Annotated in this window: 18 protein-coding genes; 9 read left to right on the plus strand and 9 right to left on the minus strand. The window is 70.2% G+C overall.

What is annotated here, in order from left to right:
- The first annotated feature begins 324 nt into the window (after nt 1-324).
- The 7 genes from RV986_RS17735 (at nt 325) to RV986_RS17765 (ending at nt 15,200) form a co-directional block, all read left to right on the plus strand.
- Nucleotides 325-3,984, plus strand: a complete 3,660-nt coding sequence (locus RV986_RS17735; RefSeq protein ID WP_475918330.1) for a LamG domain-containing protein — start codon at nt 325-327, stop codon at nt 3,982-3,984.
- Nucleotides 3,985-4,334: 350 nt separating this feature from the next.
- On the plus strand, nt 4,335-10,691 hold the full coding sequence (locus RV986_RS17740; protein WP_475924318.1) for an RHS repeat-associated core domain-containing protein: 6,357 nt from the start codon (nt 4,335-4,337) through the stop codon (nt 10,689-10,691).
- A gap of 144 nt (nt 10,692-10,835) precedes the next feature.
- Nucleotides 10,836-11,198, plus strand: coding sequence for a hypothetical protein (locus RV986_RS17745; RefSeq protein WP_475918331.1), 363 nt, complete (start codon nt 10,836-10,838; stop codon nt 11,196-11,198).
- Between the two features lie 281 nt (nt 11,199-11,479).
- The gene (locus RV986_RS17750) at nt 11,480-12,202 is read left to right on the plus strand and encodes a M50 family metallopeptidase (protein WP_475918332.1); all 723 of its coding nucleotides are present in this window, start codon (nt 11,480-11,482) and stop codon (nt 12,200-12,202) included.
- A gap of 104 nt (nt 12,203-12,306) precedes the next feature.
- A complete protein-coding gene (gene aroA / locus RV986_RS17755; protein WP_475918333.1) occupies nt 12,307-13,647 on the plus strand; it encodes a 3-phosphoshikimate 1-carboxyvinyltransferase in 1,341 nt (446 codons plus the stop codon).
- Nucleotides 13,648-13,663: 16 nt separating this feature from the next.
- Nucleotides 13,664-14,674 carry a ribosome small subunit-dependent GTPase A gene (gene rsgA / locus RV986_RS17760; protein WP_475918334.1) on the plus strand — a complete coding sequence of 337 codons (1,011 nt, stop codon included), beginning with the start codon at nt 13,664-13,666 and terminating at the stop codon, nt 14,672-14,674.
- A gap of 202 nt (nt 14,675-14,876) precedes the next feature.
- Nucleotides 14,877-15,200 carry a DMT family transporter gene (locus RV986_RS17765; protein ID WP_475918335.1) on the plus strand — a complete coding sequence of 108 codons (324 nt, stop codon included), beginning with the start codon at nt 14,877-14,879 and terminating at the stop codon, nt 15,198-15,200.
- Between the two features lie 16 nt (nt 15,201-15,216).
- Here the strand turns inward: RV986_RS17765 and RV986_RS17770 are convergent, their stop codons facing one another.
- Nucleotides 15,217-15,822: a TetR/AcrR family transcriptional regulator gene (locus RV986_RS17770; RefSeq protein ID WP_475918336.1), complete on the minus strand. Its 606-nt coding sequence runs from the start codon at nt 15,820-15,822 to the stop codon at nt 15,217-15,219.
- A gap of 235 nt (nt 15,823-16,057) precedes the next feature.
- Here RV986_RS17770 and hisN point away from each other — a divergent pair, with 235 nt between their 5' ends.
- Nucleotides 16,058-16,858, plus strand: a complete 801-nt coding sequence (gene hisN / locus RV986_RS17775) for a histidinol-phosphatase (RefSeq protein WP_475918337.1) — start codon at nt 16,058-16,060, stop codon at nt 16,856-16,858.
- Nucleotides 16,859-16,895: 37 nt separating this feature from the next.
- Here the strand turns inward: hisN and RV986_RS17780 are convergent, their stop codons facing one another.
- The 7 genes from RV986_RS17780 to RV986_RS17810 all read right to left on the minus strand — a co-directional run bounded on the left by RV986_RS17780 (nt 16,896) and on the right by RV986_RS17810 (nt 23,630).
- Nucleotides 16,896-18,131, minus strand: a complete 1,236-nt coding sequence (locus tag RV986_RS17780) for a tyrosine-type recombinase/integrase (RefSeq protein ID WP_475918338.1) — start codon at nt 18,129-18,131, stop codon at nt 16,896-16,898.
- Nucleotides 18,132-18,213: 82 nt separating this feature from the next.
- Nucleotides 18,214-18,459 (minus strand): helix-turn-helix transcriptional regulator, encoded by a 246-nt coding sequence (locus RV986_RS17785; RefSeq protein ID WP_475918339.1) that lies wholly within the window; start codon nt 18,457-18,459, stop codon nt 18,214-18,216.
- Nucleotides 18,460-18,562: 103 nt separating this feature from the next.
- Complete coding sequence (locus RV986_RS17790) at nt 18,563-19,402, minus strand: transposase family protein (RefSeq protein ID WP_475916468.1); 840 nt, start codon at nt 19,400-19,402, stop codon at nt 18,563-18,565.
- Between the two features lie 52 nt (nt 19,403-19,454).
- Nucleotides 19,455-19,901 carry a hypothetical protein gene (locus RV986_RS17795; protein WP_475924197.1) on the minus strand — a complete coding sequence of 149 codons (447 nt, stop codon included), beginning with the start codon at nt 19,899-19,901 and terminating at the stop codon, nt 19,455-19,457.
- Nucleotides 19,902-20,554: 653 nt separating this feature from the next.
- Nucleotides 20,555-22,030, minus strand: coding sequence for an ATP-binding protein (locus RV986_RS17800; RefSeq protein ID WP_475918340.1), 1,476 nt, complete (start codon nt 22,028-22,030; stop codon nt 20,555-20,557).
- A gap of 2 nt (nt 22,031-22,032) precedes the next feature.
- Nucleotides 22,033-22,878, minus strand: a complete 846-nt coding sequence (locus RV986_RS17805; protein WP_475918341.1) for a bifunctional DNA primase/polymerase — start codon at nt 22,876-22,878, stop codon at nt 22,033-22,035.
- Nucleotides 22,875-23,630, minus strand: coding sequence for a DNA methylase (locus RV986_RS17810; protein WP_475918342.1), 756 nt, complete (start codon nt 23,628-23,630; stop codon nt 22,875-22,877). The genes RV986_RS17805 and RV986_RS17810 overlap by 4 nt, the downstream gene beginning before the upstream one ends.
- Nucleotides 23,631-23,779: 149 nt before the next feature.
- Between RV986_RS17810 and RV986_RS17815 the strand changes: the two genes are divergently transcribed.
- Nucleotides 23,780-23,971, plus strand: a complete 192-nt coding sequence (locus tag RV986_RS17815; RefSeq protein ID WP_475918343.1) for a hypothetical protein — start codon at nt 23,780-23,782, stop codon at nt 23,969-23,971.
- 51 nt (nt 23,972-24,022) lie between these two features.
- Here the strand turns inward: RV986_RS17815 and RV986_RS17820 are convergent, their stop codons facing one another.
- Nucleotides 24,023-24,487 (minus strand): hypothetical protein, encoded by a 465-nt coding sequence (locus RV986_RS17820; RefSeq protein ID WP_475918344.1) that lies wholly within the window; start codon nt 24,485-24,487, stop codon nt 24,023-24,025.
- Nucleotides 24,488-24,537: the final 50 nt, after the last annotated feature.

A 24,537-nucleotide genomic window follows, 5' to 3' on the forward strand; every position in this document is an offset into this window, starting at 1 on the left:
CCTCCGACCTGCGAAAGCGCCAGATCACGCGGCCTCGGTCAGCACCAGTCGGCACCAGTCGGCCCGGCGACCGGGTCAGCGCCGAAAAGCCCCCGTCGGCCAACTCTCCACCCTGCTCGCGCCTCTCGACAAACCGGATCCGGAGCGTTCCCACCATGACGGAGCAAGGTCAACGTGATGAACGCGACCATTGACCGTCGTCCAAGATCAACACATAATCCTCATCGCTTTGTAAGAAAATCTTAAGAGAGCGGTGGGGGAGTGTTCACGCGAGAACGGTGGCGCGACTGGCGTCGGGTGATGCAATGCGGAGCGATGGTTGTCATGCTCCTGGGAAGTGCGGCCCCGGCGCTCGCCGATGACGGTGCCTCCTCGGCAGCGGCGGACAGGACTGCGGAGTCGCAGGCGGCCGCTCTCGCGGTGAAGACCGGCGAGCGGGTGGCCGTGGACGCGGCGACCACGGAGTCGTCCCAGGTGTTCGCCAATCCGGACGGCACCTTCACCCAGGAGATGAACGCGGCTCCCGTCCGCGCCCGGAAGGACGACGGCACCTGGGCCCCCATCGACACCGCCCTCGTGCGCGAGGCCGACGGCTCGGTGCGGGCGAGGAACACGACGACGGATCTCACCTTCTCGGGCGGCGGCAGCGGAGACGGGCTGGTCACGATCGGGGACGAGGGGCATGAGCTGCGGCTCGGCTGGCCCAGGACGCTCCCCGCGCCCCGGCTCGACGGCAGCACCGCCACCTACGCCGGGGTTCTCCCGGACGTGGACCTGAAACTGACCGCGCTGAGTTCCGGCTACACCTCGGTGCTCGTGGTCAAGACCGCGGAGGCGGCTCGGAATCCGGCGCTCGCGACGATCAGGATGACCGTCTCCGGCGGCGGCCTGGACATCGCCCGGACGGCCGACGGCGGTTTCGTCGCGCGCGACGGCGACGGCACCCCGGTCTTCGAGAGCCCGGCGGGGCGGATGTGGGACTCGGCCGGTGACGCCCCGGACACTGCCACGACCGGTGTCGGTACTCAACTCGTCCGCGGTGCCGCCCCGACCGAGGCGAAGGCCGAGGGCGAGCCGGAGGCGACGGACACCACGCCGCTCCCCGCCGCCGGGGGCGAACCGGCCCCTTCGGAGGGCCCCGGCAGCGGTGACGCGGCCGCCGAGCTGCCGCTCAAGGTCACCGGCACCGCCCTGGAGATCACGCCCGATCCGGCCCTGCTCCACGGCGAGGACACCGTCTTCCCGCTCTACATCGACCCGCCGACCAAGGGCATCGCGCTGGGCGACTGGACGGCTCTGGCCTCCAACGGCACCAAGTACTGGGAGTTCGACGGGGACAAGGGCGTGGGGCGCTGCTCCAACTACGCCGGCTACCTCTGCTCCGACAGCCCGTACACCCAGCGCATGTACTTCGAGTACCCGCTCTCGTCGATCCACGGCAAGAAGATCCTGGACGCGACGCTGGAGGTGTACCAGACGTGGACGTTCACCTGTGATCCGCACTGGTACGACCTGAGCCACGTGACCAAGGGCATCTCCTCCAGCACCGCGTGGTCCTCCCGCCCCACGGCGGACGACCTGATGGGCGACCGGAACGTGGCCTACGGGCGGGGCAGCCTGTGCAGCCCGTCGCAGCCGGCGAACTGGGTGCGTTTCAGCGACAACGTGGGCGAGGAGACGAACGAGAACCTGACGACGACCCTCGCCTCCCACGCGGCGAACAAGGCGCCCCAGATCACCTTCTCGCTGACCGCGCACGACGAGTCCGACGCGGCCGCCTGGGCGCGGTTCCGCAACGACGCGAAGCTGTCGGTGACCTACGTGTCCTACCCGGCCAAGCCGACCTCGTACGGCGTGCAGCAGGGCACCACCGGACGGGCCTGCAACGCCTCCACGCTGCCCTTCGCCACCAGCGACACCACGCCGAAGATGCTGGCCACCGTGCAGTCGGCGGACGGCTCCAACGCCCAAGTGCGCGCCCTGTTCGAGGTGTGGAAAGCCGACGGCTCCAGCCGTGCCTGGTACGCGGCCTCGCCGGACAGCGCCTGGGTGGCCGACAACGCCGTCCGCGACGCGTCCTCCAGCGCGCTGCCCGTGCAGACGGACTACCGGATGCGGGTCAAGACGCAGGCGTACTACAAGACGGACCGGGGCGACACCGGTGTCCTGGACTCGGCCTGGTCGTCCTGGTGCTACTTCCGGGTCGACACCGATTCGCCGCCGCCTCCGATCGTGACCAGCGCGGACGGCGTCTACCAGCCGGCCGAGACCGACCCCGCCGCGGGCGGGGTGGGCACGCCGGGCAGGTTCACCTTCACCCCCGCGGACACCAACCCCACCACGGCCGGCATCCAGTCGGACGTCGTCAGCTACAGGTGGAAGCTGAACAGCGGCGCGGTCTCCGCCCCGATCACCGTCGCCAAGGGCACCGCCACCACCCAGACGATCACGCCGAACCAGGCCGGTGAGAACACCGTCCAGGTCTGGGGCTACGACGCGGCCGCCCACAGCTCGCTCACCGGCTACTACAGCTTCCTGGTGAAGGGCGCCGAGAAGCCCTCGGGGATCTGGCACCTGGACAACACCCTCACCGACGCCACCACCGCCACCCAGCACCCGCTGACCTCCTCGGGGGCCACCTGGGACACCCTGGCCCGCAGCGGTTCCGGCGCGGCGAAGCTCAACGGCACGAGCGCCTACCTCTCCACCTCCGGGGCGGTACTGGACACCACCAAGTCCTTCACCGTCTCGGCCTGGGCGCGGCTGACGAAGAAGGACGTCAACTACACCGTCCTGTCCCAGGCGGGCACGAACGCCTCCGGGTTCCAGCTCTACTACTCCAGCTCCTACAACGCCTGGATCTTCAACCGCCACCAGACGGACGTCGTCGACCCCGTGATCATCCGCTCGATCGGCACCAAGCCGCCGGTCCTGAACGCCTGGACCCACCTGGCGGGCGTCTACGACGCGGCCGGACAGACCCTCCAGCTCTACGTCAACGGCGTCCCGCAGGGCAGTCCGGTGCCGTTCACGGCCACCCCGTGGAAGGCGTCCGGCAGCCTTCAGGTCGGGCGGCTGTGGCACAACGCGAGCGGCAAGGAGAACTTCTCCGGAACCATCGACGAGGTGAAGGTCTGGTCCCGCGCTCTCGCGGACACCGAGGTCACCCACGAGGCCTGGCTGGAGGACGAGGACCTCGGCGACGGCACCGCCGGCGACCCGGTCCCGGCGCTCGTCGCCAAGTGGGACGCCACCGACATGGCCAACGCGACCGGCACCACGGTCAAGGACACCAGCGGCTTCGGCCGGAACCTCACGCTCAACGGGGCCGCGCTCACCCAGGTCACCACCGGCGACCCGGACATCGGCGAAGAGGTCACGACCACGCAGACGATGACCCTCAACGGCACCAGCGCGTACGCCGGCGCCACCGGCCCGGTCGTCGACGACTCCGGTTCGTTCACCGCGACCGCCTGGGTGACGCTGGACCCCGCCAAGCTCGCCGACACCAGCAAGTCGTACGCGGTGCAGGTGTTCGGCCAGTCGGGGACGAGCCAGTCCTCCTGGGGTGTCTGGTACGAGCAGCCGGCCGGCAGCGCCCAGGGACGGTGGACGTTCGGCCGCCCCGACAAGGACGGCACCGGAGCGGTCTGGACCGAGAGCGAGTCCACCGCCTTCACCACGGCCCAGCTGGGCGTCCCGGTCATGCTGACGGTCGTCCACGACGCCCAGGCGGCAGCCGACCCCGAGGACACCTCCGAGCTCGGCGCGCTCAAGCTCTACGTCGACAGCGCCCTGATGGGCGACGAGGACGGCGTGTCGTACCCGGCGCCCTGGCAGGGCGGCGGAGCGTTCGAGATCGGCCGGGCGAAGATCAACGGCGCTGCCACGCGCTACTTCCCCGGAAAGATCGACAGCGTCCGCGTCTGGGCCGGGGCCACCTCCACCGACACGATCGCCGACCGGCACAACACCGAGCAGTAACAGAAGCGGAAGGCAGCGGGGCGGGGTTACCTCACCCGCCCCGCTCCTCCCTTCCGCGCGCTCCCCCGCGCGCTCCCCCGCGCGCTCCTCGGCGTGCCCCTTTGCGCGCGAACGCCCGTCCGTGCGCGCTCCCTTGCGCGCGCCGTACGCGCCGTACGCGCCGTACGCGCCACCGAGTACCAGCGTTCCCGGGCGCCGTCGCCCGGGTGTTTTCCGTCCACTTCCGAGAACCGGGACATCACATCACCGTGCCTTCGACATTCCCGCGCAGACGCGTGCCAGGGGCGCTCATACGCCGCTGGCTCGGCCGTGGCGCACTGGTCGTCTCCCTCTCACTCCTGCCCCAGGTCATGGTCGCGTCGGGCCAGGACCTCGCGGCCCACGCCCAGTCCGGAGGCTCCGGGAAACTGGAGGACCGGCCCGACGCGAAGATCGACAAGGTGGGGGTGCTCAAGCCCGGCACCACCAAGGCCCCGAAGGACAAGGCCGCCCCCGCCTCCCGCGAGACCCGTGAACGGATCGGGAAGGCTGCCTGGCCCAAGGCCGGGAGCGCCACGGCCGAGGTCGCACCGTCCTCCCGGGCCACCGTCACCGTCGGCGGCCTGGATGTCGAGCTGGCCCAGGAACCCACCGCTGCCGCGCGGCACGGGAAGGCGAGGACCGGAGCGACCCCGAGCGGCGCCGGTGCCGAGGCCACCGGCCCGGCCGAGAGGATCGCGCTGCGCCTCCACTCCCCCGCCGCCGCGAAGAAGGCCGGGATCAACGGCGTCCTGCTGAGCGTCGATCCGTCCGGCGCGGCAGCGCGGCCCACCGGCGACACCGACGGTCTCAAGGTCTCCCTCGACTACTCCTCCTTCAGCGATGTCTACGGCGGCAACTTCGGCCCCCGGCTGCACCTCGTGACCCTTCCGGCGTGCGCGCTCACCACCCCGGAGAAGCAGTCCTGCCGTACCCGGACCCCGGTGCCGGGCGCCGAGAACGACACCCGGTCCCAGACCCTGACCGGCACCGTCTCCGCCCGCGCCCTCGCGGCCGGGGCCCCGGTGCTGCTCGCGGCGGCGGCGGACGGCTCCGGCAGCGGCGGGGACTACGCCGCCACCCCGCTGTCCCCGACCGCGACCTGGGAGGCCGGCGGCAACACGGGCGACTTCACCTGGAACTACCCGCTGCGCGTCCCCCCGGCGACCGCGGGACCGGCCCCGAACCTCTCCATCTCCTACGACTCCGCCTCGGTGGACGGCCGTACGGCCGGGGAGAACAACCAGACCTCGGTCATCGGCGAGGGCTTCTCGCTCACCGAGTCCTACATCGAGCGCACCTACGGCTCCTGCAAGGACGACGGCCAGTCCGGCAAGGGCGACCTGTGCTGGTCGTACGCCAACGCCACCCTGGTCCTCAACGGCAAGGCCGTGGAGCTCGTCAACACCTGTGCCGACAAGGCAGCCTGCGACTCCGCCGCCCTCTCGCAGGCGTCGGGCGGCTCGTGGAAGCCGAAGAACGAGGACGGCACGCGCGTCGAGCACGTCACCGGCGCGACCGGCAACGGTGACGACAACTCGGAGTACTGGAAGGTGACCGGCCCCGACGGCGTCCAGTACTTCTTCGGCAAGCACCGGCTGCCCGGCTGGAGCGACAAGGGCACCACCTCCACCGCCGACGACGACCCGGTCACCAACTCCGTGTGGACCGTCCCGGTCTTCGGCGACGACTCCGGCGAGCCCTGCTACAAGTCCAGCGGTTTCGCGGACTCGTACTGCTCCCAGGCCTGGCGCTGGAACCTGGACTACGTCGTGGACACCCACGGCAACGCCTCCACGTACTGGTACGGCCGGGAGACGAACTACTACTCCAAGGCCGCCGACACCACCGTCAACGGCACCGCCTACACCCGCGGCGGCTACCTCAACCGCATCGACTACGGGCTGCGCTCCGACCTGCTGTACGCCAAGCCGGCCGCCCAGCAGGTCCGCTTCGCCTACGCCGAACGCTGCGTCACCTCCGGCGGCTGCGACAGCCTCACCAAGGACACCAAGGCCAATTGGCCCGATGTGCCCTTCGACATGATCTGCGCCTCGGACACCAAGTGCGCCACCCAGATCGGCCCGGCCTTCTTCACCCGCAAGCGCCTCACCGACATCACCACCTCCGTCTGGACCGGCAGCGGCACCACGCAGCGGGACGTGGACACCTGGCACTTGGACCAGAGCTTCCCCGACACCGGTGACGCCTCCTCGGCGAGCCTGTGGCTGAAGTCCATCCAGAACACCGGCAAGGCCAACTCCACCGCGGCCGCCATGCCGCCGGTCGTCTTCGGCGGCATCCAGTTGCCCAACCACGTCGAGGGCAGCGGCCCGGACACCCTGCGCTACATCAAGTGGCGGGTGCGCACCATCAAGTCCGAGACCGGCTCGACCCTCACCGCCAACTACTCCGACCCCGACTGCATCTGGGGCACCGGCATGCCGGCGGACGTGGACAAGAACACCCGCCGCTGCTTCCCGGTCAAGTGGTCGCAGTCCGGGGCGAGTCCGGTCACCGACTGGTTCCACAAGTACGTGGTCACCTCCGTCTTCCAGGACGACCCCTACGGCCACGGCGACACCGGCGAGAAGTACTACGACTACCAGGGCGGCGCCGGCTGGGCCTACGCCGACGACGAGGGCCTGACCAAGCCGTCCAACCGCACCTGGTCGCAGTGGCGCGGCTACGGCAAGGTCGTGGAGACCTCCGGCGACTCCGAGGGCCCGCGCTCCAAGAAGTCCACGCTCTACCTGCGCGGTCTGAACGGCGAGAAGGAACTCGACGGCACCGCCCGGGTGGAGAAGGTCACCGACTCCACCGGCACCGTCCTCGACGACTCCCGCCAGTACGCCGGTTTCGTCCGCGAGACCATCGTCCACAACGGCACCGACGAAGTCAGCGGCACCATCAACACCCCCTGGTCGTACAGGACCGGCAGCCACACCTACGACTGGGGCACCACCGAGGCGTGGATCGTCCAGCCCGGAGAGGTGAGCACCCGCACCACGACCCCCGGCGGCTCCCGTACGGTCCGGCAGAAGACCACGTACGACCCCACGTACGGCATGCCGCTCACCCTGGAGGACAGCGGCGACACCGCCAAGAGCGGCGACGAGACCTGCACGCGCAAGACCTACGCCCGCAACACCTCGGACTGGCTGGTCTCCCTCGCCTCCCACGTCGAGGTCTACAGCGTCCCCTGCGCGAGCACCCCGTCGGTCCCCGGGGACGTGGTCTCCGACGTCACCACGGCCTACGACCAGCAGGCCGTCGGCGTGGCGCCCACCAAGGGCGACCCCACCGCCTCCTACCGGGTGGCGCGCTACGACGCCGACAAGAAGCCCGTCTACCAGAAGGTCTCCAGCTCCACCTACGACAAGCTGGGCCGCGCGTCCACCGCGACCAACGCCGTCAACGGCACGGTCAGGACCACCTACGTCCCCGACGACACCGGCTACGGCCCGCTGACGTCCAAGACCTCCATCGACCCCAAGCTGTACACCACCACCACCGAGGTGGATCCCGCCTGGGGCACGGCCACCAGGACCACCGACGCCAACGGCAACGTCACCGAGTGGTCCCTGGACGCGCTCGGCCGCCTGCGGTCGGTCTGGAAGCCGGACCGCTCCCGCGCGCTCGGCGACGCGGCCGGCATCGTCTACGCCTACAGCGTCAACAACGACAAGGAGACCTGGGTCCGCACCGACGCCCTCAAGGCCGACGGACAGACCTACAACAGCTCCTACGAGATCTTCGACAGCCTGCTGCGGTCCCGCCAGAAGCAGGTCCCCGCGCCGAACGGAGGCCGGGTGATCTCCGAGACCCTCTACGACGACCGGGGCCTCGCCTACCTCAAGAACGAGCAGGTCCACGACACCAACGCGCCCTCGGGCACCCTGGCCAACACCTTCCCCGGCTCCGTCCCCGCCTCCACCGAGACGGTCTTCGACGCCGCCGGGCGCGCCACCGCGTCGATCTTCCGGGTCTACGACCAGGAGAAGTGGCGCACCAAGGCCGAGGAGCAGGGCGACCGCACCGCCGTCACGGCCGCCGCGGGCGGCACCGGCACGCTGACCTTCACCGACGCCCGGGGCCGCGTCACCGAGCGCCGCGAGTACGCCGGCCCCGTCCCGAGTGGCGACGACTACACCCGCACGCTCTTCACGTACACCCCCGGCGGCCAGATCAGCACGATGAAGGGCCCGGACGCGGCGATGTGGTCGTACGGCTACGACCTGCGCGGACGGCAGGAGTACGCGATCGACCCCGACAAGGGCCGCACCGACACCACGTACAACGACGCGGACCAGCCGTTGACGGTGACCACCACCCTCAACGGCGTCCCGCGCACCCTGATCACCGCCTACGACGAGCTCGGCCGCAAGACCGGCACGTGGGACGGTGTGCAGGACAACGCGCACCAACTGACCAAGTTCACCTACGACTCCCTCGCCAAGGGACAGCCGACCGCCTCGATCCGGTACGTCGGCGGCACCACCGGCAAGATCTACTCGCAGGTCGTCACCGGCTACGACGCCCTCGGCCGCGCCAAGGGCACCAAGACGGTCCTCGCCGCCAGTGACCCCCTGGTCGTGGCCGGCGCGCCGCAGACGTTCACCCAGTCCACGACCTACAACATCGACGGCACCGTCCAGTCCGCGTCGATGCCGGCGCTCGCCGGCCTGCCCGCCGAGACCGTCACCAACAGCTACAACGGCCTCGGCATGCTCACCGGCACCGACGGCATGACCGACTACGTCCAGAACATCGGCTACTCGCCGTACGGGGACATCGAGGAGACCCGCCTCGGCACCTCCACCGGTGCCAAGCAGCTCCAGGTCCTCAACCGCTACGAGGACGGCACCCGCCGTCTCGCCAACACCCACACGGTCGACCAGACCAATGCCGGGTACACCAGCGACGTCGACTACGCCTACGACGCCAGCGCCAACGTCAAGTCGGTCACCGACAAGGCGAACGGCAAGGACACCCAGTGCTTCGCCTACGACGGCTACCGGCGGCTGACCGACGCCTGGACCCCGTCCTCCGACGACTGCGCCACCACCCGGTCGGCGTCCGCCCTCGGCGGCCCGGCCCCGTACTGGACGAGCTGGACCTACAAGCCCGGGGGTCTGCGCGACACCCAGGTCGAGCACAAGGCCACCACCGACACCAGGACCGTCTACGGCTACCCCGCCGTCAACGCCTCCGGCACCGGCCAGCCCCACACCCTGACCTCGCTCACCGTCGACGGCGGCACCGCCAAGAGCCTTACGTACGACGAGCAGGGCAACACCACCAAGCGCTACAGCCCCACCGGCATCGCGCAGAGCCTCACCTGGGACATCGAAGGAGAGCTCACCCGCCTCACCGAAGGCACCAAGGCCACCGACTACCTCTACGACGCCGACGGCGATCTCCTGATCCGCCGCGACCAGGGCACGACCGTCCTCTACCTGGCCGGCCAGGAACTCCACTACGACAGCGCCACCAAGAAGTTCACCGCCGAGCGCTACTACTCGGCCGGTGACGTCACGGCGGTGCGCACCGAGTCCGGCCTGAGCTGGATGATCGACGACCACCACGGAACGGCCTCGATGGCCGTCGACGCCGTCACCCAGGTCGTCACCCGTCGCTACACGAAGCCCTTCGGCGAAGCCCGCGGTGCGGCGCCGTCCGCCTGGCCCGACGACAAGGGCTTCCTCGGCAAGGCCGCCGACCCGGGCACCGGCCTCGTCCACGTCGGAGCCCGCGAGTACGACCCGGTCACCGGACGCTTCCTCTCCGTGGACCCCGTCGTCGCCCCCGACGACCACGAGTCCCTCAACGGCTACGCCTACGCCAACAACACCCCCGTCACCAAGTCCGACCCGAGCGGCGAGCGCCCGATCACGGACTGCGAGAACGGGTGCAGCGACGGCAAGGGCGGCTCCTACCGGTCCTACATGACGATGGGTTCGAACGGCGGCTGGGTCTACCACTCCACGCAGACCTACACGGTGCCCGTGTACCTCGGCGGCTTCAGCCCCGTCAGCGGCGTCTTCACCATCACCGTCAAGAACGACGGCGGGAAGATCTCTCACAAGGTCACCTACAAGAAGGGCCCCGAGCCCAAGCCCGACCTGAAGAAGGGGGAGGACCTGTTCTCCGAGATGGAGAGCTACATGTACGACGAACTCACGCACAACGCCCGGTCCGACGAGGTGAAGAGCATGCAGGGGCTGCTGCGCCCGTGGGCCTGGTACGACGGACTGGCCGGACGCGACCAGGGCAGGGACACGACCGCGGCGCTGGCCATGTGGACCGCCAAGGTCTGCCCCAAGATCTGCGAGTGGGACCACAAGCCCAAGCTCGACAAGAAGTTCAACCTCTCCAAGGAGGGCTACTTCATCGATGTTCCGGGCACCGACTACAAGGTCTTCTACGACATGTGGTCGAACGTCCACTACGGCTACGTCGGCCGGGCCGCCGGCTTCGACTCCAAGACGCTCATCGAAGGGGCCTCGGTCGCCGATCCCCTCCTCGTCGGACAGGACGACCCGGGCGACCACATGACGATGCAGGCCGGGGTCGACCTCTTCGACAAGCACGGTCTCGACCTGACCAGGGAACAGTTCCACACCGCGGTGATCGACACGATCGGGCAGATGTACGCGAAGGGAGTGGACCAGGTGAAGAAGAAGTAGCCCGGGCCCTCCCGCCGGGGACCGGCCCGTCCGTCCAGGGACGGGCCGGTCCCCCGCTGGTCAGGGCTTGCGGAGCGGGTGAATACAGTGACGCGCGGTGCGGCTCCGGTGCTTTCCGGAGCGGACGACGAACGGAAAGGGCGTATGGGGAACCGACGGCTGCATGGATGTCTCGGCACGGTGGTGGGGCTGGCTCTCGCGGTGCTCGTGGCCATGCTTCTGGGCAGGGCATGGAACGCCTGCGACACGGGAGTGAACAACGCGGCCAACAGCAGCTTCCTGCTCTTCCTCTTCATCCCGGGCCTCTGGGTGGTCCTGCTGCTGGGCTGGGTAGCGGTGGGCGCCCTCCTCGGGAACCGTCCCCTTCTCCACGCCCTCGCCCTCGCGGTGACGCTCCTCGCCGTTTCCTGGTGCGCCCTCTCGCTCTTCTGGGGCGGCACCACCTACGACTGCCCCAGCGGCGTACCCCCGTGGTGGCCGGGCTTCCTCCCGACGCCGGGGTTCTGAGGCACGCGACAGCCTGCGGATGCGCCGGCCCGGGACGGGACGGAACCGGACGCAACGGGACAGGTTTCCTGGGGCGGTCACAGGTTCCTCCAGGTCGGCACACAGTCAGCACGGGTAGATCAAGAGCCCCGGATTACTCCACGGCTCCAACCCCGTGAGCTGCGTGTTTGCCGTCAGGAACGATCGCTGCTGGTCCGGCGTCTCAGATACCGTCCGCTACCGTCCGCACGTACGTGCCACACTGCCAGATTCCGCGACATCAGAGGGAGCCCCCGCAGACAATGGACAGCACCGCATCCGCCTCGCTGGCCTCACTCTGGGACCAGGTCTCCGGCAGCCAGCCGGACCCCGATCTGTGGGTGGTGATCGCCACCCTGGTCGCCGCCCTCGCGGTGGTCGTCCCGCACGGTGTCTGGCGCGTCTCCCGCAACGCCATCACCATCGCGCACGAGGGCGGCCACGGGCTGGTCGCGCTGCTGACCGGCCGCAGTCTCAGCGGTATACGGCTGCACTCCGACACCAGCGGCCTCACCGTCAGCCGGGGCAAGCCCTCCGGCCTCGGCATGATCCTCACCGCGGCCGCGGGCTACACCGCTCCCCCGCTGCTCGGCCTCGGCGGCGCCGCGCTGCTCGGCGCCGGCCGCATCACGTTGCTGCTGTGGCTGGCCACGGCCCTGCTCGTCGCGATGCTGGTGATGATCCGCAACGCCTATGGGGCGCTCACCGTGATCCTCACCGGCGGCATGTTCCTGGTGGTGTCCTGGCTCGCCGGACCCCAGGTGCAGGCGGCGTTCGCGTACGCCGTGGTGTGGTTCCTGCTGCTCGGCGGCGTCCGTCCGGCCTTCGAACTCCAGGCCAAGCGCAGCCGGGGCGGTGCCGGCGACTCCGACGCCGACCAGCTCTCCCGCCTCACCCACGTCCCGGCGGGCCTGTGGCTGTTCCTGTTCCACACGGTGTCCCTGTGCTCCCTGCTGGGCGGGGGGCGCTGGCTGCTGGGGGTCTGACCTTTCGAGACCCCCCAACGCACCCGCAGCCGTCGAACGACCGCATTCCCCGGCCCGACGCCGCGGAGCGAGCCGCGGAGCGAACCCCCACTAAAGTGGGCCGCATGACCGCGAACCCCGCCCACACCGCCCTCTGGCCCGCCCCGCACGCGAGCGGAGCCGTCGACGCGACGGTCCACGTGCCGGGGTCCAAGTCGGTCACCAACCGCGCCCTGGTCCTCGCCGCGCTCGCCTCGGAACCGGGCTGGCTGCGCCGCCCGCTGCGCTCCCGCGACACCCTGCTGATGGCGGGCGCGCTGCGCGCGATGGGCGTCGGCATCGAGGAGACCGTCGCCTCCAGCTCCACGGTCGCCGCGGGCCCGGACGCCTCCGGCGAGGCCTGGCGGGTCATCCCCTCGGGCCTGCAGGGCCCGGCCACGGTCGACGTCGGCAACGCGGGCACCGTGATGCGCTTCCTGCCCCCGGTCGCCGCCCTCGCGGACGGCCCCATCCGCTTCGACGGCGACCCCCGGTCCTACGAGCGCCCCCTGAACGGGGTGATCGACGCGCTGCGCCTGCTCGGCGCCCGCATCGACGACGACGGCCGTGGCGCGCTGCCGCTGACCGTGCACGGCGGCGGCGCCCTGGACGGCGGCCCGGTGGAGATCGACGCGTCCTCGTCCTCCCAGTTCGTGAGCGCCCTCCTCCTGTCCGGCCCGCGCTTCAACCAGGGCGTGGAGGTCCGGCACATCGGCTCGACGCTGCCCTCCATGCCGCACATCCGGATGACGGTCGACATGCTGCGCGCGGTCGGCGCCCAGGTGGACACCCCGGAAGCGGGCGGCGAGCCCAACGTCTGGCGGGTCACACCGGGCGCGCTGCTCGGCCGCGATCTGATCATCGAGCCGGACCTGTCGAACGCGCAGCCGTTCCTGGCGGCCGCCCTGGTGACCGGCGGCACGGTCGTCGTGCCCGACTGGCCGGCGCGCACCACCCAGCCCGGTGACCGGCTGCGGGAGATCTTCACCGCGATGGGCGGTTCCTGCGAACTGACCGACAACGGCCTGGAGTTCACCGGTTCGGGTGCGATCCACGGTATCGATGTGGACCTGGGCGAGGTCGGCGAACTGACGCCGGGCATCGCCGCGGTGGCCGCCCTCGCCGACTCCCCCTCGACCCTGCGCGGCGTGGCGCACCTGCGCCTGCACGAGACGGACCGGCTGGCCGCGCTCACCAAGGAGATCAACGAGCTCGGCGGTGATGTCACGGAGACCGCCGACGGCCTCCACATCCGCCCGCGCCGGCTGCACGGCGGCGTCTTCCACACGTACGACGACCACCGCATGGCCACCGCCGGTGCGATCATCGGCCTGGCGGTGGAGGGGGTTCAGGTCGAGAACGTGGCCACGACGGCGAAGACCCTGCCGGACTTCCCCGATCTGTGGACCGGAATGCTCGGGAACTGACGGGCGGACCGGGATCATGCGCCGCTACGGCAAGAACACCGACGAGGACGACATCCGCCAGCGCCCCAACCGCAAGGGCAACCGTCCGCGTACGAACATCCGCCCCAAGCACGAGGAGGCGGTCGAGGGCATGGTCCTCACCGTCGACCGGGGCCGGCTGACCTGCCTCGTCGAGGACCGCCTCGTGATGGCGATGAAGGCCCGCGAGCTGGGCCGCAAGGCCGCCGTCGTCGGGGACCACGTCGCGATCGTCGGTGACCTGTCCGGCGAGAAGGACACCCTCGCCCGCATCGTCCGCATCGAGCCGCGCAGCTCGGTGCTGCGCCGCACGGCCGACGACGACGATCCGTACGAGCGCGTCGTCGTCGCCAACGCCGACCAGCTCGCCATCGTCACCGCCCTGGCCGACCCCGAGCCGCGCCCGCGGCTGATCGACCGCTGCCTGGTGGCGGCGTACGACGCGGGCCTGGAGCCCCTGCTGGTGCTGACCAAGTCGGACCTCGCCCCGCCCGACGAACTCCTGGAGCTGTACGGGGCCTTGGGCGTCCCCTACGTCGTGACGAGCCGGGAGGAGCTGGAGAGCGGCGCGGCGGTGGACCGGGTGCGCAAGCAGCTCGACGGCAAGATCACGGCGTTCGTCGGGCACTCCGGCGTCGGCAAGACGACCCTGGTCAACGCGCTGGTCTCGCAGGAGCGGCGGCGCAGCACCGGCCATGTGAACGCCGTCACGGGCCGTGGCCGGCACACCACGACCTCGGCGCGCGCGATTCCGCTGCCCGGCAGCGAGGGCTGGGTCATCGACACCCCCGGCGTCCGCTCCTTCGGACTGCACCACGTGGATCCGTCCCGGGTCATCCACGCCTTCCCCGACCTGGAACCCGGCACCGAGGGCTGTCCGCGCGCGTGCAGTCACGACGAGCCGGACTGCGCGCTGGACCAGTGGGTGGCGGACGGCCACGCGGACCCGGCGCGGCTCTACTCACTGCGCCGGCTGCTGGCGACGCGCGAGCGCAGGGAAGGCGACTGAGTCCTCTCTGTGCCCCCACGCGGTCCCTCGCGGTCCCTCGCGGTTCCTTGTGCCCCGCTCGTGACCTCCGCGTTGTTTGCGTGGGCGGCCCGTCGGTAAGTGCTTAGCCGGTCGGCAAATGCATAATCGCACCAAGCCGGACCCGGACCACCGGACCCAGACCAGACGAAGCAGTCGACGTGCGGACACGGGAGGACGAGACATGGCGTGGCTGCTGGTCGTTGTGGCGGGACTGCTCGAAACCGGCTTCGCCGTCTGTCTCAAACTCTCGCACGGCTTCACCAGACTCTGGCCGACGGTCGCCTTCTGCATCTTCGCGCTCGGCAGCTTCGGTCTGCTGACCCTCGCCCTGCGGAAGCTCGACGTCGGCCCGGCGTACGCGGTATGGACCGGCATCGGCGCCGCGGGCACCGCCATCTACGGCATGATCTTCCTCGGCGACCTGGTCTCCACCCTGAAGATCGTCTCCATCAGCTTCGTCATCATCGGCGTCATCGGCCTCCAGCTCTCGGGCTCCGCCCACTGAGGCGCTCCCGGAGGCGTCACCTCAGCTGCCGGGGCAGCGCGCTGCGCACCAGCTCCGTCACCCCGCCCTCGCCGGGCGGAGCGGCCACACAGGACAACGCCAACCGCACCACCAGCTCGCAGGCCCCGGCCAACTCACCCAGGTCCCCCCTCATCGCCCCCGGCCCGGCCAGCGCGGCGACGGCCCGGTCCCGCACCAGGGCCACGAAGTCGCCCGGCGAGGGCAACGGCCCGTCGGCCCGCCGCTGCGCGGGCACCGCGGACGACGACGGCACCGCCGAGAGCGTCGGTGAAGGCAGCCGCTCACTCCAGCACCCGGTGAGCATGGCCCGTACGAGCGCGTTGCCGCGCGCCGCCGACATGGTCCACTCGGCGGTCGCGACCAACCGCTCGCGTGCGTCCGCGTGGGCGGCGAGCGCGCGTTCGACGCCGGCGAGATAGCCGTCGGCCTCCCGCCGTACGAGGGCGCGCGCGAGCCCCTCCTTGCTGCCGAACTCGTTGTAGAGCGTCTGACGGGACACTCCGGCCACTGCGGCGACGTCGACCATCCGCACGGTGGACCACGGACGGCGGGCGAGCGCCGTATGGGCAGCGTCCAGAAGAGATTCCCGCGCTGCAGGCATCTATTCGCCTCCCTGGGGCGAGCGGGCCGCACTGCAGCTCAGATTTGACGCGCACACGGGCACTGTCAAGGGTTCGCGGCGGCGTCGAGGGGCGTACGTCCGCCACCGCGCGCCGAGATGATCAACCGGGCCGTACGACCGCGCCCCGCGGCGCCCCGGACCGGCCCCTGACCGTGGCCCAATGATCCCCCGGGCCGTATGGCTGTAGCCCGAGTGGGCCATATACGGTGCAGTCATGCCCGACTATCGCGATGACCTGCGCCTGGCCCATGTCCTGGCGGACGCCGCCGACGCGGCGACGATGGACCGGTTCAAGGCCCTCGACCTCAAGGTCGAGACCAAGCCCGACATGACGCCGGTGAGCGAGGCGGACAAGGCCGCCGAGGAACTCATCCGCGGCCACCTCCAGCGGGCGCGCCCGCGCGACGCGATCCTCGGCGAGGAGTACGGCATCGAGGGCACGGGCCCGCGCCGCTGGGTGATCGACCCGATCGACGGCACCAAGAACTACGTACGCGGGGTGCCCGTCTGGGCCACGCTGATCTCCCTGATGGAGGCGGCCGAGGGCGGCTACCAGCCGGTCGTCGGGGTGGTCTCGGCGCCCGCGCTCGGCCGCCGCTGGTGGGCGGCGAAGGGCCACGGCGCGTTCTCCGGCCGCAGCCTGTCCTCCGCCACCCGCCTCCAGGTCTCCCAGGTCTCCCGGATGGCGGACGCGTCCTTCGCGTACTCCTCGCTGTCCGGCTGGGAGGACCAGGGCCGCCTCGACGGCTTCCTGGACCTGACGAAGGCCGTCTGGCGCACCCGGGGCTACGGCGACTTCTGGCCGTACATGATGGTCGCCGACGGCTCGGTGGACATTTGCGCGGAGCCCGAGCTGTCGCTCTGGGACATGGCGGCGAACGCGATCGTGGTGACCGAGGCGGGCGGTTCCTTCACGGGCCTGGACGGCCGTCCCGGCCCGCACAGCGGCAACGCGGCCGCCTCGAACGGCATCCTCCACGACGAAATGCTGGGGTATCTGAACCAGCGGTACTGACGCTGCCTACTGCTTGACCTGCACGTTTCCCGTGCCTTCACGCCCCCGGGGCCGTCGTTGGGCCGTCATCGGTCTCGGGGCGGTCCTCGAAGGCACGGTTCACCGCCTCCCGCGTCCGCTTCTCGCTGCTCGGCATCAAGTGCGTGTACGTCCGCAGCGTGAAGCCGGGATCGTGGTGCCCGAGATACTCCGACACGGCCTTGATGTTCTCCCCCGCGTCCAGCAGAACGGACGCGTAGAAGTGCCTTAGCGCGTGCATCCCGTTCTCCCGGCCGCGCTGCACGCCGGCCGCGTCGAGAGCGGGCCGCCAGGCGACGCGGTTGAAGACGACGCGGTTCACCGCCCGCCGTTCGACGTTGGAGAAAAGCAGGGAAGCGGTCACCGGTGAGCCGTCGACGGACCGCCACGGCAGGGTCACCGGCGTCGGGGCGTGCTGGGTGATGTGGTCCTCAAGCGACCGTGCCACGCTCTCAGGCAAGGGGACGGTGCGCGTCTTGCCGCCCTTGGGCAGTGCGAACACCTGCCGTCCGGCGATGAGTTTGACCTGCCGCACGACATGCACGACCCCCGCGACAGTATCGACGTCATCGACGGCCAGGCCCAGCACTTCGCCCTGCCGCATGCCGCAGCCGCCGGCGAGGTCCGCCATGGCCCGGTATCGCTCCGGCAGGGCCGAACGCACGGCCAGCACGCGTTCAGGTCGCCACGGCACGATCCGGCGCGGCTCCGGCTTGGGCGCCTTCACGGACGCCGAACGGCACGGGTTGTGCGGGATCAGGCGGTCGTCGACGGCCGCCGCCAACATCGCGTTGAGATTCGCGAAGATGACGCGCTGATAGGCGGGTGCCACTCCCCCGTCCTGGAGTTTCCGCAGCCACTCACGAACGTGGACCGGCCGGAGCGAATCGAGCGACCGATTGCCGAGATGCGGCACGACGTGCAGCCGGATGCGCTGCTCGGTGCTCACGAAGGTACCGGGGTCCATCGTGAGGGAAGCGAGCCACCGTTCAGCGTGCTGCCGCACGGTCAGGCGGCCGGCGCGCGGATCGATGTACTGCCCGCGCGCCATGTCTGCCTCAGTCTGGGACAGCCACTTCTCGGCGACGCGCTTCTGTCCGTCGGGGAAGCTCTTGGACTTCTCGGTGCCGTCGGGGCCGACGTACCGGGCCCGGTAGCGCATGCCCGCGCCGTGGCGGTCGGTCTTGACGCGGACGGTCCGGCCGTTGGCACCGGTCCCGGTCTTGAACCAGCGATCCTGAATGTGGCCTGCCATACGGGGTGTTGTCCCTTCTGGACACGAGACAGGGAGGGCCGGATCGGCCCTCCCTGGGAGTTGAGCTTGCGATGGGGGTCTGTCAGGCGGCGTCCTGGTCGTCGTTCTTGCGCTGGATGACGTAGGCGCGGACGTCGGCGGGGTCGTAGCGGACGTACTTGCCTATGCGGAATCCGGGCGGCCCGGTGCGCTTCTTGCGCCACTGGTAGACAGTTTCGAGGGGTACTTCAAAGATCTCGGCGATGTCGTCGGGGGTGAGGTACCGGTCCGGGAGGCCGCCGCGGGGAGTGGCGCGGGGGTCGCTCTTGGGGAGGGCGGACACGCTCATTGAGAGGTGTGCAAGCTGAAGTTGCTGGTCACGGGGCTGGTGTGCGTGGGCATCGGGATGCTCGTGCTGGTCGCCGGCAGGTGACTTTGGTGAAGATCGTCGGTCATCGGGCGACTTCGCGGTTCGTGAGGACCAGCAGGGCCCGGACCAGGGCGGTCGCCCAGGAGGGGTCGGTGCGTACCTTGCCGAGGATGCGCCAGTTCTTGAGGTGGGCGAAGCCGTGCTCGACGGGTGCCCGGACGGCCGCCAGTGCCGTGTTGGACAGCTTCTGGCCTCGGGTCAGGGGCCGGTTCCGGGCGGCCTTGTAGCCGGTGATCACCGCCGGGTCGGCGTCGGGGCCGCCGTCGTCGAGGCCGACGAATCCCAGGTCGGCGATGGCGCCGAGCCCGGCTTCCCGCAGTTTCTGGGTGAGCTTGTCGTGCCGGCAGGCGGTGATCTCCGAGGTGCGCCCGGGGCGGGCCGCCGAGATCCACAGCAGTCGGCCCCGGTCGTCAGTGAGGGCGATCACGAGCAGGCCGTGGCATTTGTTCTTGCCGGAGTAGTTCTTCCGGTTTTCCTTCCCGGTTCTGCGCCGGGTGCGGATCACCGATCCGTCCAGCAGTACGATGCCGCCGCCCATTCGGGTGATCTTCTTCAGGGCCCGGTCCAGGCGTGGGGCGCGGGCGGCGAGCAGGCCGACGACCTCCCTCACCCATCGGGTCACGGTGGTGCGGTGTACTCCGTTGCCGCCGGCCAGGTCGCCGGGCCGCTGGTCACAGCGCAGCACTGCCAGCACGATGGTGGCGATCTTCCCGGCGGGCAGGACGCGCCACCGCGAGCCGATCTTCTTGAGGTGGCCGCGTATCAGGTCGGCGAGATGGTTCAGGGTGGCGCTCGACAGCGGCAGGCGGGCGGTGTAGACAAGGCCGTCAGGGCCCTCGACGGAACTGTTGTTTTTCGTCACACAAACTCAACTGCCGTTGGGGGCCCGTCAGTTACGGGCGCACCGCGCGTGACTACGGGCGTGCCGTGAACCGGCCGTCGCCCCGCTTGTGCAGCCAGCCGCGGTCGGCGAGCTTGGTCATCTTCGCCCGCAAAGGTTCCAGCTTGCCGCGCACCGAGGCGTCCAGGCCCAGCCGCTCGCCGACCGCCCTGACCTGCACCGGGCCGTCGGCCTCCCGCACGATCGACAGGATCTTGCGGTAGTCGCCGGGCAGCGCGCCCTCGTCGGCCGCGTCGCTGCGGTGCGGGATGAGCAGGACTGCCCGCCCGGCCACCTTCGCCGATACCGGAGCGACAGCCTCGGCATCGGCCTGGACCTGCTCGGCCAGGCGGTTCAACACCCGCTCCGCGATCGCCAGTTCGTCCCGCTCGACCTGGACCTCCTGAAGCTGCTTGGCCAACTCCTCGGCGAGGGCGTCCAGTTCGCTCCGGCGGGCGGTGATCCACTGCCGCTCCTGCATCCCCGCGCCCTCCCGCGTTCTCACGGTGTGCCGACCTGCTGACGGATCGTAGGCGGGGGCCTGTCGTGGGCGCAGCCGAACCCGGCATCCCGCCGGAGCCGGACCTGCCCGACGATCTACGCCATGGTCATCGGCCGCCGACCGGCACGAGTACCCAACTCGCCATTCACACCAGACCCGTGACCTGCGACTTCACGATGCACACCACTCATTGGGTTCTCCACACGTGGGGTCGGTGGGTCCGTGTCTGTCCGAGGTGCGGATTTCTGCGTCATTGCGTCATCAGCGTCATTCAGGCTTCTGACCTGCGGTTTTGCGTGACGCAGCGTCTGGGGTGTGCGTCATTGCCGCGTCATTGGCTGCGTCATCGCATGACGCAGATGACGCAGGATGACGCAGAGTCCGCCGTCTGCGTCATGGCTGTAGCCGCAGGTCAGATGCCGTTTCCCGGCCCGCATGACGCAGATGACGCAGCGTCTTCTCTCTTAGGACAAAAGAGGGGGTGTCTGTTGTAGTGCGGTGCCGCTTCGAGCGTGAAGAAGGAGCCGCTTCGCGGCGCGACCTTGGGGCGGCGCGCTGCGCCGAACAGCAAGAGGAGCACGCCTCGCCGCTGGTGCTCCTCTTGCTTGTCCGGGCGAGCGGCGGGGCGCGGGTCAGACCATCCGCGGCTGCTCGTGTGGGCGCGAGGCGGCCGGGCGGGTCATTGCGAGGTATCGGCCCTCGCTGGTGCGGCCGGTGTCGATGAGGACACCGCGGGCGGCAAGCGTCGGCTGGAGGCGCTTGAGCCGGTCGGACAGGACCTTGCCGGTGGTCGGCCAGCCCTTGGGCAGGGCGCGCAGGTCTTCGCCGCTGTAGAGGCGACTGAGGCAGTGCAGCCACTCGGTGGACGTCATCCTCTGCTCCGTGCCTGGTTCGATCGTGTCGGCATGCCTCAGGACGGTCTGCGCGAGGAGGTCGCCCTCGATGACGTCGTCGTTCAGGTCGTCGAGACTGGCCCGGTAGGCGGTGAGCGCTCCCAAGCCGGTTGCCGCGTCGAACTGCGCGCACAGGTGGGCGAAGTCGGCCATCCGCAGGTCGGTGGGCGTTTCCGCCCCAACGGCGCGGACCTTGACCGTGAGGTCCAGGAGCGAGCCGAGAACGACCGGCAGAACCTCCGCGTACTCCGCCCACAGTTCCGCCTCCGTGCGCCGCACCCGGGGCCGCTCCAACCGCAGCGGCAGGAGCCGTTCGGCGAGGTCGGGCCGGATGACGCCTACGTCGATGCCGGTCAGGAGCAGGGGCCGGCGGTAGCCGACGCGGAACACGTCCCCGTCGGTGAACAGCGCGCGCTTGACGCTCTCGGCTCCGGTCACGATGCAGCACATCGCGTCGGACAGGTCCGGCGTCATGTGGGAGAGGTTGTCCAGTGCGGTGACCCATCCGGCCGCCACGGCCGCGATCAGGTTCTCCTCGTCTTTCGGCGCACGACGCAGGTCACCGCTCATGCCCTCGATGATCCGCACGAGCATCCGCCCACCGGTCGACTTCCCCGCGCCCTGCGGCCCCGTGAGGAACGGCGCAGGGACCGGCACGGACGGCCCGAGGCAGCCGATCAGCCAGGCGATGGCCAGGCACTCGGTCTCGGCATTGGCGAAGTTGCACAGCCGGAGCAGCAGATCGATGCCCTTGCCGTCGGTGTCCTTGGTGGGCAGTGGGAGTTCCCCGGTGAGCTGGGTGCGCCGCCAGCACACTTCGCGCGGGTCCGGGGTGCGGATCTCCCAGCCGGTGGGGTGGATACGGACGGACTGCCCGTCGTTGCGACCCAGGTCCAGCCACGTCGCCCCGTCGAATCCGGGAGCGACGCGGATGCTGACGGGCTGCACGTCCTCGGTCAGCGCGAGCGCTTCGATCAAGTCCAACGCCTCCTTGAGTGCGGTCCCGTTGAACACGCCGATCCCGTCCCTGTACAGGCCGACCATGAGTTCTTGGCGGTGGCTGCCGGTGGTGCCCTGGGAGCGGATCGGTCGGGCGACGGGATGGCCGTTCTTCTGCGCGTACACGGTCCCGTCAGCGGTGCGGAAGTAGCGGAAGTGCGCGTGCGCGTAGTCGGCGATGACCTCGCGGGCGGGGTTCTTCTCGTCGTCGGACATGGTCACAGTCCCAACCTGGTGCGGGCGTTGGTCCACGCGTCGGTGCAGTGCCGCGGCGATTCGCCCTTGGCCTGAGCAGCGGCGAACAGCCGCGCCGTGTGCGCGTCGGTGAGGCAGCCGCACCCCCCGTGCGTGGACAGCACCGCGAGGAACGTCCGGTAGACGGTGGCGTGCACCGCCTCACGGGCCGCGGTGATGCGCTGCTCCGCCATGGCGATGCCACGGTCCAAATAGGTCGGCGTGCGGTGGGGGCACTCTCCTCGTTGGCCGCTCAGCGGCACTGAGAGCGCTTGTGGTGCCCTACGAGCCGCGGACGGCTTTGCTACCAGCGCGCGCACAGCGTCCGGGAGGGCAGTCGTGACGCCTGCGCCGGGTCCGAGCCAACGGGCGTAGGACATTGCGGACTTGATGTCGACGCCGGGCCGTACGCCGTTGGCGGACTGCATGACGCCCTGATAGATCCAGTGCTCTCCCCGCGTCGTGGGCACGGTCCGTGTGGTGGGCAGGATCTTGCGGGCCCACGCGATGGCGTCCGGGTTGTCGAGATCCACGATGGTGAGGCCGGAGCCGCCGGGGTGGTAAGCCACTGCCGCCGCCTCGTGCCATGCCGTGGCCCACGCGGGCGAAGTGAGCGTCTGCGGGTCGGTGGTGGCCGCGGCCCACGCATGGCAGACCTTCGGGCAGTGGCAGGGGCCCGCGTGTTTCATGTTCGGGCGTCCGCCGCACTCGTTGCGGGCGCAGGTGCGGCAGTTGCCGAACGGGACCTTTCCCGCGCGTAGCGGCAGCACCGGGACCGAGCGCGCGGCCAGCGTGAGCGCGGTCTCCAGAAGGGACGGGACGGTGCTCACGCGGCAACTTCCAGCGCCGGGGCGAGGGCGAGGGCGGCCAGGAACGCGCGGCCGATCCACTCGGTGTAGGCGGGCGGGAGTGCTTCGCGTAGGCGCAGGTGGTCGGTGGACCAGTCGATGCCCTTCGCCTCGCGGATCTCGTCCACGGTGGCCTTGCCGCCGCCGTCGCCATAGGCGGCGACGTACGGGCCGTCGCGGTAGACACCGTGGCGCCACCCGCGCACGTAGCCCCGGTGCCGGGGGTGCGCCGGCTGCGCGGTCGTCCAGCCGCCCAACTCGAAGTAGCGGTGCATGAGCACGGCGAGGCCGAACTGTTCCCCACACAGTCGGACGTCCTTCCGTACCTTGGACCCGGGCACGTTCTCGATCACGTACGGGCGCCCGGTGGCTTCCAGGGCGGCGCGGGTCGGGGCGATGAGCCGGGGGTAGGTGCGGCCGATCGCCGCGTTCCGCGCCTTGTTGGTGCCCTTGGTGGGGGCTCCTTCGCCCTGGCAGGGCGGGGAGGCGTGGATGAAGTCGTATTCGTGGCCGTGGGCGCGGATGTACTCGATCGCGTCGCCCTGATGGAAGGCGTCACCGCAGTAGTCCGGCTGCGCCTGGATGTCGACGCCGGTGACGTGGCAGTCGGCGCCGAACGCGCGCCGGTAGCCCTTCGTGCCGCCACCGATGCACGAGAACGCGTCCAACACGCGGACGGGTTCGACCGGGGCGAGTAAGGCGATGGCTCGCCGGATGTCGCTGGGTTGCGTCATGCTGGAGGTCTCCAGTTCCTTGCTCGGATGCTGGTCGGCAAGGGCGGCCCCGCTTCATTGGCGTGAGTGGGGGGCCGCCCTTGGCTGTGAATGCTGGGTTTTCACGTCCCGTGAAGGCTGCGGGCGCTGGGGAATTCGGGGGTGGTGGCATGGGCCGAGTAGTAGTGCTGGGAAGCGCGGTGATCGCCTTGTTCGCGGGCGTGGCGGCCACGCTGGCGGTCATGCTGTTCGGCGACGGGACGTTGTGGTCATCGGCGCCGATCACCATGGGCCCGTTCGTCGGCATCACCGTGGTCGGGACGGTCCGAGAGTGGCGGCGTTCTCGCAGGTCCCGTCGATAGGACTTCGCAGTTGCTGCTGCGTGCGGCGAGGGGGCTTTCTTCCCTGTCGGATCAGCTGTGGAAATGGTTGCGCTTGATGACGGCCTTGCGGATGTTGACGGTGGTTCCGCCCTTGTGGCCGCTCGCGTTGAACACCTGCACGGCGATCCATCCGCCGAAGATGACGGCGGCGAGGGTGATGAGCTGGGTGATCAGTGCCGTGAGTGCGGCGATGAATGTGGTGAGCAGGAGCAGTCCGCCGCACACGGCGAGGAATCCGACGCCCCCGAGGGCGGCGTTCACCGCCGCGCGCGAGACGGCCGGCTTGGCGACAACCGGTTCGGGCTGCATGGGGTTGATGGCGTAGCCGGTGACGACTCGTCCGTCCGGCAGGACCACACTCGCCACCGACGGGACCGCGCCCGGCTGGACGGGGATGAGCGGCGCCAGCGCTACGGCGGCGGGGGCGATCGGGGTCGGTTGATGGACGGTCACGGCCCGTTCTGCGGGCGCGTGGTGGCCGTTTTCGGGGTACATGCGGAATCCCTTCCAGTGCTCGGTCAGGGAGGCAGCGACACACCCTGCCG

Source organism: Streptomyces sp. RLA012 (assembly GCF_056270325.1).

What these genes read in the sequence shown, in the direction of transcription:
- RV986_RS17735 (WP_475918330.1), top strand. Translation starts at nt 325, where the DNA reads ATGCTCCTGGGAAGTGCGGCCCCGGCGCTCGCCGATGACGGTGCCTCC.
- RV986_RS17740 (WP_475924318.1), top strand. Translation starts at nt 4,335, where the DNA reads ATGGTCGCGTCGGGCCAGGACCTCGCGGCCCACGCCCAGTCCGGAGGC.
- RV986_RS17745 (WP_475918331.1), top strand. Translation starts at nt 10,836, where the DNA reads ATGGGGAACCGACGGCTGCATGGATGTCTCGGCACGGTGGTGGGGCTG.
- RV986_RS17750 (WP_475918332.1), top strand. Translation starts at nt 11,480, where the DNA reads ATGGACAGCACCGCATCCGCCTCGCTGGCCTCACTCTGGGACCAGGTC.
- aroA (WP_475918333.1), top strand. Translation starts at nt 12,307, where the DNA reads ATGACCGCGAACCCCGCCCACACCGCCCTCTGGCCCGCCCCGCACGCG.
- rsgA (WP_475918334.1), top strand. Translation starts at nt 13,664, where the DNA reads ATGCGCCGCTACGGCAAGAACACCGACGAGGACGACATCCGCCAGCGC.
- RV986_RS17765 (WP_475918335.1), top strand. Translation starts at nt 14,877, where the DNA reads ATGGCGTGGCTGCTGGTCGTTGTGGCGGGACTGCTCGAAACCGGCTTC.
- RV986_RS17770 (WP_475918336.1), bottom strand. Translation starts at nt 15,822, where the DNA reads ATGCCTGCAGCGCGGGAATCTCTTCTGGACGCTGCCCATACGGCGCTC.
- hisN (WP_475918337.1), top strand. Translation starts at nt 16,058, where the DNA reads ATGCCCGACTATCGCGATGACCTGCGCCTGGCCCATGTCCTGGCGGAC.
- RV986_RS17780 (WP_475918338.1), bottom strand. Translation starts at nt 18,131, where the DNA reads ATGGCAGGCCACATTCAGGATCGCTGGTTCAAGACCGGGACCGGTGCC.
- RV986_RS17785 (WP_475918339.1), bottom strand. Translation starts at nt 18,459, where the DNA reads ATGAGCGTGTCCGCCCTCCCCAAGAGCGACCCCCGCGCCACTCCCCGC.
- RV986_RS17795 (WP_475924197.1), bottom strand. Translation starts at nt 19,901, where the DNA reads ATGCAGGAGCGGCAGTGGATCACCGCCCGCCGGAGCGAACTGGACGCC.
- RV986_RS17800 (WP_475918340.1), bottom strand. Translation starts at nt 22,030, where the DNA reads ATGTCCGACGACGAGAAGAACCCCGCCCGCGAGGTCATCGCCGACTAC.
- RV986_RS17810 (WP_475918342.1), bottom strand. Translation starts at nt 23,630, where the DNA reads ATGACGCAACCCAGCGACATCCGGCGAGCCATCGCCTTACTCGCCCCG.
- RV986_RS17815 (WP_475918343.1), top strand. Translation starts at nt 23,780, where the DNA reads ATGGGCCGAGTAGTAGTGCTGGGAAGCGCGGTGATCGCCTTGTTCGCG.
- RV986_RS17820 (WP_475918344.1), bottom strand. Translation starts at nt 24,487, where the DNA reads ATGTACCCCGAAAACGGCCACCACGCGCCCGCAGAACGGGCCGTGACC.